10 protein-coding genes are annotated in these 9,636 nt (G+C 56.3%); 7 read left to right on the top strand and 3 right to left on the bottom strand.

The window, feature by feature from the left end; translation table 11 throughout:
* Positions 1 to 106 precede the first annotated feature (106 nt).
* A complete protein-coding gene (gene smpB, locus QMX84_RS07850) occupies positions 107 to 589 on the bottom strand; it encodes an SsrA-binding protein SmpB (protein WP_153390573.1) in 483 nt (160 codons plus the stop codon).
* Between the two features lie 233 nt (positions 590 to 822).
* Between smpB and QMX84_RS07845 the strand changes: the two genes are divergently transcribed.
* Positions 823 to 1,257, top strand: a complete 435-nt coding sequence (locus tag QMX84_RS07845; RefSeq protein ID WP_153327479.1) for a type II toxin-antitoxin system RatA family toxin — start codon at positions 823 to 825, stop codon at positions 1,255 to 1,257.
* Complete coding sequence (locus QMX84_RS07840; RefSeq protein WP_282363529.1) at positions 1,250 to 1,567, top strand: RnfH family protein; 318 nt, start codon at positions 1,250 to 1,252, stop codon at positions 1,565 to 1,567. Before QMX84_RS07845 ends, QMX84_RS07840 begins: the two co-directional genes overlap by 8 nt.
* A 59-nt stretch (positions 1,568 to 1,626) precedes the next feature.
* On the opposite strand, the gene QMX84_RS07835 is transcribed toward QMX84_RS07840, so the two are convergent.
* Positions 1,627 to 2,160 carry an outer membrane protein assembly factor BamE gene (locus QMX84_RS07835; RefSeq protein WP_048373239.1) on the bottom strand — a complete coding sequence of 178 codons (534 nt, stop codon included), beginning with the start codon at positions 2,158 to 2,160 and terminating at the stop codon, positions 1,627 to 1,629.
* Positions 2,161 to 2,257: 97 nt separating this feature from the next.
* On the opposite strand from QMX84_RS07835, the gene fur reads away from it, so the two are divergent.
* Positions 2,258 to 2,671, top strand: coding sequence for a ferric iron uptake transcriptional regulator (gene fur / locus QMX84_RS07830; protein WP_153334081.1), 414 nt, complete (start codon positions 2,258 to 2,260; stop codon positions 2,669 to 2,671).
* A gap of 96 nt (positions 2,672 to 2,767) precedes the next feature.
* On the opposite strand, the gene recN is transcribed toward fur, so the two are convergent.
* Positions 2,768 to 4,450 (bottom strand): DNA repair protein RecN, encoded by a 1,683-nt coding sequence (gene recN / locus QMX84_RS07825; protein ID WP_282363528.1) that lies wholly within the window; start codon positions 4,448 to 4,450, stop codon positions 2,768 to 2,770.
* Between the two features lie 253 nt (positions 4,451 to 4,703).
* Here recN and grpE point away from each other — a divergent pair, with 253 nt between their 5' ends.
* From grpE to dapB, 4 genes are all read left to right on the top strand, one after another.
* A complete protein-coding gene (gene grpE / locus QMX84_RS07820; protein ID WP_048373243.1) occupies positions 4,704 to 5,270 on the top strand; it encodes a nucleotide exchange factor GrpE in 567 nt (188 codons plus the stop codon).
* A 100-nt stretch (positions 5,271 to 5,370) separates the two neighbouring features.
* Entirely contained in the window at positions 5,371 to 7,287 is a 1,917-nt protein-coding gene (dnaK, locus tag QMX84_RS07815) for a molecular chaperone DnaK (RefSeq protein ID WP_048373245.1), read from the top strand.
* 319 nt (positions 7,288 to 7,606) lie between these two features.
* A complete protein-coding gene (gene dnaJ / locus QMX84_RS07810; protein ID WP_048373247.1) occupies positions 7,607 to 8,731 on the top strand; it encodes a molecular chaperone DnaJ in 1,125 nt (374 codons plus the stop codon).
* Positions 8,732 to 8,741: 10 nt separating this feature from the next.
* Positions 8,742 to 9,548 carry a 4-hydroxy-tetrahydrodipicolinate reductase gene (dapB, locus tag QMX84_RS07805; RefSeq protein WP_048373248.1) on the top strand — a complete coding sequence of 269 codons (807 nt, stop codon included), beginning with the start codon at positions 8,742 to 8,744 and terminating at the stop codon, positions 9,546 to 9,548.
* Positions 9,549 to 9,636: the final 88 nt, after the last annotated feature.

Genomic DNA, 9,636 nt, shown 5'->3' with positions numbered 1-9,636 from the left:
GGCTTGCTCGCGATAGGGTCAATGCGGTGTGCTAGAGACACCGCGTTGTCTGAATCGCGAGCAAGCCCGCTCCCACAGGATGTACGCCAACAGCCAGCAACAGGACTTAGTCTTCCTTGCCCTTGTTGCGCACCGCGCGTTGCAGCTCGCGATCAGAGTCGCGCTCACGCTCGGTATGGCGCTTGTCGTATTCCTTCTTGCCTTTACCCAGGGCAATTTCGCACTTGATCAAGTGCTTGCTCCAGTAAAGCGAGAGGCAGACGCACGCGTAACCCTTTTGCTGCACAGCGGCGGCCAGCTTTTCAAGCTCGCGCTTGTTAAGCAGCAGTTTGCGGCTGCGCACCGGGTCGGCGATAACGTGCGTGCTGGCGGTCGTCAGCGGCGAGATGTGGCTGCCGAGCAACCAGGCTTCGCCGTCTTTGAGGAGCACGTAGCTGTCGACCAGCTGTGCCTTGCCTGCACGCAGACTTTTTACTTCCCAGCCGGCCAGGACCAGACCAGCCTCGAACCGATGTTCGATGAAGTAATCGTGTCGCGCTTTTTTGTTCTGCGCGATGGTCCCTGTGGGGTGCTTCTTCTGTTTAGCCATAGGGGCGGCATTATAGGCAGTTGCGAGCAAGTCGGCTACGGTCAACCTGTGTGCTTGAGCACGTAGTTTGATTCCCGGACAATACGCCCTCATTTTTGAGTGCTTGGGCGTAATTTTCTTACCTCGCGTATCATGCTGCCCTTGTTCGTCCTGATTGTTTTCTTGATGCGCTTATGCGGCGCCACTTGGCACCCTGAGGGTGTTTGCCGCCCAGCTGTGGAATTAACGCTGACATGACTACCCATATCCAACGTTCCGCCTTGCTGCCGTATCCGGCGCAGGCTTTGTATGACCTGGTTAACGACGTGGCGCGTTATCCGGAGTTTTTGCCGTGGTGTTCATCGGCCGAGATTATCGAAAGCACCGAGTCGCTGATGCGCGCCAGTCTGGGCGTGGCCAAAGGCGGCTTGAGCCAGCACTTTGTAACGCGCAACACGTTGTCGCCGGGGCAGTCGATTGAGATGAACCTGGAAGAAGGCCCGTTCACCAAGCTGCACGGTCTCTGGGTGTTCAAGCCGTTGGGCGAGAAAGCCTGCAAAATCAGCCTGGACATGACCTTTGATTACGCCGGTGCAATCGTTAAGGCGACCTTGGGGCCCCTGTTTAATCAGGCGGCCAATACCTTGGTCGATGCGTTTTGCCAGCGCGCCAAGCAGCTGTATGGCTGAGTCTGTGATAGCGATTGAAGTGGTTTATGCGGCGGTTGAGCGTCAGCAATTGCTGGCGCTGACGGTGCCTGAGGGCACAACGTTGCGCGCGGCGGTACTGGCGTCAGGGATTTGCCGGGCGTTTCCTGAGCTGGACCTGGAGCATTGCCCTGTGGGGATCTTTGGCAAGCAGGTCATGGACCCGCAGGTGCGCGTGGTGCAGGCCGGTGAGCGAATCGAAATTTACCGGCCGCTGTTGGCTGACCCCAAAGAGATCCGCCGTCAGCGTGCTGCTAAAGCCGCCGAGGCCAAGCGATTGAGCGGGCTGTAAGTCGATTTTTTAGCAGGCAACAAAAAGCCCGGCATGCCGGGCTTTTTTGCAACGCGCGATTATTGGTCGCGGGTGTCCAGCGGTGTCGGCGTCGGGACGGGCACTGTTTTAACGCCGTCGACGTCTTTCTGGATTTGATCAAGCAACGAGCCCGGTTTGGCAGGCACTTCGCTCTTCTCGGCAGGTTCTGGTGCCGGATCCGTCGGTGAGATCACCTCGGTCGACCCTTCTTTGCCCAGAATCGCTTCGTCGCGGCTCACGCCCGGCTTGAAATCGCCTGACAGGCTGACGAGCTGATCGTTCTGGTTGAAGAACACACTGATGCGTTCTTGTTGGCGTTCACCGCCGCCGGGCTGCAGGCTATACAAATAATCCCAGCGATCAGGGTGGAATGTATCGGTCAGCAGGGCGTTACCCATAATAAACTTCACTTGCCGACGGGTCATTCCCGGGCGCAACTGGTTTATCATGTCCTGCGTGACGACATTGCCCTGTTGGATGTCGATTTTGTAAACCCCGGGGAATGAACAACCGGCGAGTGCGAGCAGTCCCACAAAGGTGAAACTGGTTAGCAAGAGCTTGGTGTTTTGCATCGGTGGGCGACTTCCACTATCTTGGCTGGGACAACGTAAACGCCATCATACCCGTATTAAGAGAAGCTGCGAAGCCGCTTCCGCGAGAAAGCTAACCATGGTTGAAAATAGCGAACTACGTAAGGCCGGACTTAAGGTGACTCTGCCGCGAGTCAAAATTCTACAAATGCTTGACTCTGCTGATCAGCGTCACATGAGCGCCGAGGATGTTTACAAGGCACTTATGAACGCGGGCGAGGACGTCGGTCTGGCCACGGTTTACCGTGTGTTGACCCAGTTTGAGTCAGCAGGGCTGGTGATCCGCCACAATTTTGATGGTGGTCATGCGGTCTTTGAACTGGCTGATGCCGACGGTGGCCACCACGACCATATGGTCAACGTGGACAGCGGTGAAGTGATTGAGTTTTTCGACGAAGAGATCGAAAAGCTGCAACACGCCATTGCCACTAAACATGGCTTTGAGTTGGTGGATCACAACCTGGTGCTGTACGTGCGCAAGTCAGGTAAATAAGCATGTCGCGCGAATTTCGGTTCGCGAAACGATCGAAGGCGACCTCTGAGTCGCCTTCGTGCTGCCTGAAATGTAATTTTTTATGACCGTTCGTCGCTAAGCGGCCAAATTCTTCGCAGTGACGACCATTTTCTTGGCGTGAGCCAACGATTCTTTGGTCAGGTCGATACCGCCGAGCATGCGCGCCACTTCTTCTACGCGCTCTTTTTTGCTCAGTTTCGAGACGGCGGTACGGGTTGTCTCGCTTTCGCGCACTTTGTGCACAAATAGATGTTGATGGCACTGCGCTGCCACTTGCGGCAGGTGAGTAACCGTCAGCACTTGGCCGCGCTCGCCAAGGCGGCGCAGTAGCTGGCCCACGATCTCGGCGGTGGGGCCACCAATGCCCACGTCCACTTCGTCGAATACCAAGGTGGGGACGCGTGAGGTCTGCGCGGTGATGACCTGAATGGCTAGGCTGATACGCGACAGTTCGCCGCCCGACGCCACTTTGGCCAGCGCCTTGAGGGGTTGGCCGGGGTTTGCACTGACCAGCAGCTCTACGTGTTCAAGGCCGTGAGGCATGGGGTCGCTGCTGCTCATTGGGCGCAGTTCGATCACAAAACGACCGCCCGGCATGCCCAAACGCTGGATTTCTTCTTCTACCGCGCTGCCCAGGCGGGTGGCGGCATGGCTGCGCAGATCGCTCAACTCGCGGGCGCACTCTTGATAGTGGCGTGCGTAAGACGCCAGTTCATGGGTCAAGCGTTCAATGTTTTCATCGTTGGCGTTCAGGGTTTCGAGCTCATCGAGCAGGCGCTGTTGCAGTGCGGCGACTTCGGTTGGCTGCACGCGGTGTTTGCGCGCCAGCGAGTAAATGGTGTCGAGCCGTTCTTCGAGGTACTGCAGGCGACCCGCGTCGGCATCAAAGTGATCAATGAAGCGATTGAGTTCGCCCACGGCTTCTTCGACCTGAATTTGTGCGCTGGCCAGCAGGTCGGTGGCTTCGTTCAATGAGCCGGTATTGTTATGGATGCTCGCCAGACGGTTCAGGCTGACGGTCAGAGCATTGAGCACGTTGCCGGAGTCGTTTTCGCTGCACTGTTCAACCACCTGGCGGCAAATAGTCAGCAAGGTTTCGGCGTTGGTCAGGTTTTTGTGTTCCTGCTCCAGTTCTTCCAGCTCGTGTTCACCGAGCGACAAGGTTTCGAGTTCTTCGATCTGGTAGCTCAGTAGCTGATGGCGTGCGCGCTGTTCATCACCCGAATTGGACAGGTGTTCCAGCTCCTGGCGGGTTTGGCGCCAGCGTTGTGCGGCCAGTTGCACCTGACGAGCGAGGTCGGTGGCGCCTGCGTATTCGTCGAGCAGGCGGCGGTGGGTGTCGGGCTTGAGCAGCGATTGGTGTTCATGCTGGCTGTGAATGTCGATCAGCAGCTCGCCCAAAGCCTTGAGGTCGCCTTGGGGGCATGGCGTGCCATTGATGTAGCCGCGCGATCGGCCTTCGGCAGTGATGACGCGGCGCAAGATGCACGGGCCATCGCACTCAAGGTCGCGTTCGGCCAGCCAGGCCCGCGCTTCAGGAATGTCCTGCAGATCGAAGGTGGCCAGAATGTCGGCTTTTTCAGCGCCGGGGCGAACCACCCCGTTGTCTGCGCGGTCACCTAAGGTCAGGCCCAGTGCATCGAGCATGATCGATTTGCCTGCGCCGGTCTCACCAGTGATTACACTCATACCGCGATCCAGCTCTAGATCGAGATGTTCAACGATGGCGTAGTTATGAACGGACAGGTGCACCAGCATGGGAGCGGCTCCAAAACGTAATGTCTGGTTATTTATACAGTGTTTTGTTTCGTGCTGACAATGGCTGTGCTTAGTTCTATTTGCTTGGCATCAAGGCTTTTTTAGGCTGTTTTGAATGGAGGTGTGGGGTGCACCAGGGCATTAAAAGGCGATTGTTAGTGCTTTTTGACTCTTGAACCTGAAAATTGCGGCCCCATATACCGAGACAGAAGCGCGAGTCGAGCTCGCGGACGAAGTTTGAAAGGAGAAATCTATGGCAGACGAACAGACTATGGATACGCAGAACCAAGACGCTAATCAGGCTGCTGATGTTGCAGGCGTAGATCTGGTGGCACGTGTACAGGAGCTCGAAGAGCAACTGGCGGCAGCTAACGATCAAGCTTTGCGTGTGGCTGCTGATGTGCAGAACGTTCGCCGTCGTGCCGAACAGGACGTTGAAAAAGCACATAAATTTGCATTGGAAAAGTTTGCTGGCGACCTGTTGCCGGTGATCGACAGTCTGGAACGCGGCCTTGAGCTGTCCAGTCCGGATGACGAAAGCATTCGCCCGATGCGTGAAGGTATCGAGCTGACGCTGAAAATGTTCCAGGACACCCTGAAGCGTTATCACCTGGAAGCGATCGATCCGCACGGCGAACCCTTCAATGCCGAGCACCATCAGGCAATGGCCATGCAGGAAAGCGCTGACCTGGAGCCAAACAGTGTGCTCAAGGTGTTTCAAAAAGGGTATCAGCTCAATGGTCGCTTACTGCGCCCGGCTATGGTCGTAGTCAGCAAGGCGCCAGCGCCGGTTTCGCCATCGATTGACGAGCAGGCTTGAAATCGGTCGCAAGGCCCCCATTTAGATGTCATGCGTTTAGAAATGCCGTAGTTGGTCATTACTGCTACGGCAAAAAAATTCAAATTTAGGGAGAGTGAAGATGGGCAAAATTATTGGTATCGACCTCGGGACCACCAACTCGTGCGTGTCGGTTCTGGAAAACGGTAAAGCAAAAGTTATCGAAAACGCTGAAGGCGCGCGTACTACGCCGTCGATCATTGCGTACGCCAACGATGGCGAAATTCTGGTTGGCCAGTCGGCCAAGCGTCAGGCAGTGACCAATCCGCATAACACCCTGTACGCGGTGAAGCGTCTGATCGGTCGTCGTTTTGACGAAGAAGTTGTACAGAAAGACATTCAGATGGTCCCTTACAAAATCGTCAAGGCTGACAATGGCGATGCGTGGGTTGAAGTGAACGGCCAGAAAATGGCTCCGCCACAAATCTCGGCTGAAATTCTGAAGAAAATGAAGAAAACCGCCGAAGACTACCTCGGCGAAGCAGTGACTGAAGCGGTTATCACCGTGCCTGCTTACTTCAACGACAGCCAGCGCCAGGCTACTAAAGACGCCGGCCGTATCGCGGGTCTGGACGTAAAACGTATCATCAACGAACCAACCGCAGCTGCTCTGGCTTACGGTATGGACAAAGCGAAAGGCGACCACACTGTCATCGTTTATGACTTGGGTGGCGGTACTTTCGACGTGTCGGTGATCGAAATTGCTGAAGTTGATGGCGAGCACCAGTTTGAAGTGTTGGCGACCAACGGTGACACGTTCCTGGGTGGTGAAGACTTTGACATTCGTCTGATCGACTACCTGGTTGACGAGTTCAAGAAAGAAACCGGCATGAACCTTAAAGGCGACCCGCTGGCGATGCAGCGTCTGAAAGAAGCTGCAGAAAAAGCAAAAATCGAGCTGTCTTCGAGCCAGTCGACTGACGTGAACCTGCCATACATCACTGCAGACGCGACCGGTCCTAAGCACTTGAACGTGAAAATTTCGCGCGCCAAGCTGGAATCGCTGGTTGAAGACCTGGTTCAACGCACCATCGAACCTTGCCGTATTGCGCTGAAAGACGCAGGTATCGACGTTGGCGCGATCAACGACGTGATCCTGGTCGGTGGTCAGACCCGTATGCCACTGGTTCAGAAGCTGGTGACTGAGTTCTTCGGTAAAGAAGCACGTAAAGACGTGAACCCGGACGAAGCGGTTGCCATGGGTGCTGCTATCCAGGGCGCGGTATTGGCCGGTGACGTTAAAGACGTTCTGCTGCTGGACGTAAGCCCGCTGACTCTGGGTATCGAAACCATGGGCGGCGTGATGACTGCTCTGATCGAGAAAAACACCACGATTCCTACCAAGAAATCGCAAGTGTTCTCGACGGCTGACGACAACCAGGGCGCTGTGACCATTCACGTGCTGCAAGGTGAGCGTAAGCAAGCGGCTCAGAACAAGTCGTTGGGCAAGTTCGACCTGGCCGACATTCCACCAGCTCCACGTGGCGTGCCTCAGATCGAAGTAACCTTCGACATCGACGCTAACGGTATCTTGAACGTCAGCGCGAAAGACAAGGCGACTGGCAAGTCCCAGTCCATCGTGATCAAGGCGAACTCGGGTCTGTCCGAGGACGAAATTGCTCAGATGGTCCGTGACGCCGAAGTCAACGCTGAAGAAGACCGTAAGTTCGAAGAGCTGGCAGCTGCACGTAACCAGGGCGACGCACTGGTTCACTCGACTCGTAAAATGATCGTCGATGCTGGCGATAAAGTGACCGAGGAAGAGAAAACTGCAATCGAAGCTGCAGTAGTCGCATTGGAAGCCGCTGTTAAAGGCGACGACAAAGCCGCTATCGAAGCCAAGGTTGAAGAGCTGTCCAAGGTGTCTGCTCCAGTTGCACAGAAAATGTACGCTGAGCAAGCGAACCCGGCAGACGCAGCGGCCAAGCCAGCTGATTCGGCTGAAAAAGCGGACGACGTTGTCGACGCTGAGTTCGAAGAAGTTAAAGACAACAAGTAATAAGCTTGTTGGTCGGCCGGTTAACCGTGCATAAGCGGTGACTGGTAGGATGTCGCCGCGCGGGAGCTTGCTCCCGCGTTGGCGTGTCTGGAGCAAGGGAATTTTTACAGCATGCGACAAGCTCGGATGCTGGCGGTTGAGGCAGGGACTTCTTTGTGTTTCTGCCCGAGGTGACCGCTCCTGTCGGCCAATGCATTGGCTGTTAATCAGAAACCAATATCGTTGAAAAGACGTGAGTTGAGCCTTGTACGTTCAGGCTCAGCGGGTTTGGTGAGGCTCGGGAGGGTTCTTCCAAACGTCCTTGAGAGTGCAAAGAATTATGGCAAAGCGCGACTATTACGAAGTATTGGGTGTCGAACGGACCACCACTGTGGTCGAGCTGAAAAAAGCTTATCGTCGTCTCGCAATGAAACACCACCCGGACCGTAACCCGGGTGACAAGGCCTCTGAAGAGCTGTTTAAAGAGGCTAACGAAGCGTATGAAGTGCTGTCCGATACCAGCAAGCGTGCTGCTTATGACCAATACGGTCATGCGGGTGTTGACCCGCAAATGGGCGGCGGCGGTGCAGGTTTTGGCGGTCAGAACTTCTCCGATATTTTTGGCGATGTGTTCAGTGATTTCTTTGGCGGTGGCCGTGGCGGCTCCCGGGGCGGCGCGCAGCGTGGTAGCGATTTGCGCTATACGCTGGAGCTGAACCTGGAAGAAGCGGTGCGCGGGACTACGGTCAATATTCGTGTACCGACGCTGGTCAACTGCAAGCCATGTGACGGTTCGGGCGCGAAGAAGGGTTCATCGCCTGTGACCTGTACCACTTGTGGCGGTATTGGTCAGGTGCGCATGCAGCAGGGTTTCTTCTCTGTGCAGCAGACCTGCCCGCGTTGCCATGGTCAGGGCAAGATCATTTCCGACCCGTGCGAAAGCTGCAACGGCGACGGTCGCGTAGAAGAATACAAAACCCTGTCCGTGAAAGTGCCTGCGGGTGTTGATACGGGCGACCGTATCCGTCTGTCGGGTGAGGGCGAGGCGGGTGTGCAGGGTGGCCCGGCGGGTGACCTGTACGTGGTGATCGAGGTGCGTGAGCACGCGATTTTCCAACGCGATGGCAAACATCTGTTCTGCGAAGTGCCTATCAGCTTTGCTGATGCGGCGCTGGGTGCAGAGTTGGAAGTGCCGACGCTGGATGGTCGGGTCAAGCTCAAAGTGCCTGAGGGTACACAAACCGGTAAGCAGTTCCGTCTGCGTGGCAAGGGTGTGTCCCCAGTGCGTGGCGGTGGCGTTGGCGACTTGATGTGCCGCGTCGTGGTCGAGACTCCGGTGAAGTTGAGCCGTCGTCAGCGCGAGCTGATGGAAGAGTTCCGCTCGACACTGGAAGGTGATAGCTGCCATTCGCCAAATGCGACCGGTTGGTTCGAAGGCGTGAAGCGCTTCTTCGGCGACTTATAAGGAGCGGGGCATGCGACGTATAGCTGTGATGGGCGCTGCCGGGCGCATGGGTAAAACCCTGATTGACGCGGTTCAACAGCGCTCGCCGGTGTGCGGGCTGACGGCGGCGGTTGTCCGTCCGGGCAGTTCGCTGGTGGGTGCTGATGCGGGTGAGCTGGTGTCGCTCGGGCGGATTGGCGTGCCGCTGTCTGCAAGCCTTGAAGACGTGGCAGATGAGTTCGATGTGTTAATCGATTTCACCCTGCCTGAGGTGATGCTCGGCAATCTGGCGTTCTGCCGTCAGGCGGGCAAAGCCATGGTCATTGGTACCACGGGCTTGAATGCTGCGCAAAAGCAGTTGTTGGTTGACGCTGCCAAAGACATCCCGGTGGTCTTTGCTTCGAATTTCAGTGTTGGCGTTAACCTGTCGTTCAAGCTGCTGGATATCGCAGCGCGGGTGATGGGTGATGATGCAGACATAGAAATCATCGAGGCGCACCACCGTCACAAAGTCGACGCGCCGTCGGGCACGGCCATGCGCATGGGTGAGGTGATTGCCGATGCGTTGGGGCGTGACCTGCAAAAGGTTGCCGTTTATGGTCGTGAGGGCCATACCGGTGCGCGTGAGCACGAGACGATCGGTTTTGCGACCGTTCGTGGCGGTGATGTGGTGGGTGACCATACAGTGCTGTTTGCGGCCGAGGGTGAGCGTTTGGAAATTACCCACAAGGCATCCAGCCGTATGACCTTCGCCAAGGGCGCTGTTCGCGCTGCCCAGTGGCTCGACGGGCGCGAGCCCGGCCTGTACGACATGCAGGATGTGCTCGACCTGCGTTGAGTCATCTTTGTAAAATCGGGCTGTTGCAAGCGCAACAGTCCGATTTTCAACCGCTAAGCGATGATCTGTCGCATTCCTCTGCCTTTTG

The organism is Pseudomonas sp. PS01297, from assembly GCF_029959305.1.
GTDB classification, from domain to species: domain Bacteria; phylum Pseudomonadota; class Gammaproteobacteria; order Pseudomonadales; family Pseudomonadaceae; genus Aquipseudomonas; species Aquipseudomonas helleri.
This window is presented reverse-complemented; position numbering and strand designations above follow the sequence as displayed.

Excerpts from the sequence above, each read along its gene's own strand:
- QMX84_RS07835 (WP_048373239.1), bottom strand. The coding sequence starts at position 2,160 with ATGCAAAACACCAAGCTCTTGCTAACCAGTTTCACCTTTGTGGGACTG.
- QMX84_RS07840 (WP_282363529.1), top strand. The coding sequence starts at position 1,250 with ATGGCTGAGTCTGTGATAGCGATTGAAGTGGTTTATGCGGCGGTTGAG.
- dnaK (WP_048373245.1), top strand. The coding sequence starts at position 5,371 with ATGGGCAAAATTATTGGTATCGACCTCGGGACCACCAACTCGTGCGTG.
- smpB (WP_153390573.1), bottom strand. The coding sequence starts at position 589 with ATGGCTAAACAGAAGAAGCACCCCACAGGGACCATCGCGCAGAACAAA.
- dapB (WP_048373248.1), top strand. The coding sequence starts at position 8,742 with ATGCGACGTATAGCTGTGATGGGCGCTGCCGGGCGCATGGGTAAAACC.
- dnaJ (WP_048373247.1), top strand. The coding sequence starts at position 7,607 with ATGGCAAAGCGCGACTATTACGAAGTATTGGGTGTCGAACGGACCACC.
- fur (WP_153334081.1), top strand. The coding sequence starts at position 2,258 with ATGGTTGAAAATAGCGAACTACGTAAGGCCGGACTTAAGGTGACTCTG.
- QMX84_RS07845 (WP_153327479.1), top strand. The coding sequence starts at position 823 with ATGACTACCCATATCCAACGTTCCGCCTTGCTGCCGTATCCGGCGCAG.
- grpE (WP_048373243.1), top strand. The coding sequence starts at position 4,704 with ATGGCAGACGAACAGACTATGGATACGCAGAACCAAGACGCTAATCAG.
- recN (WP_282363528.1), bottom strand. The coding sequence starts at position 4,450 with ATGCTGGTGCACCTGTCCGTTCATAACTACGCCATCGTTGAACATCTC.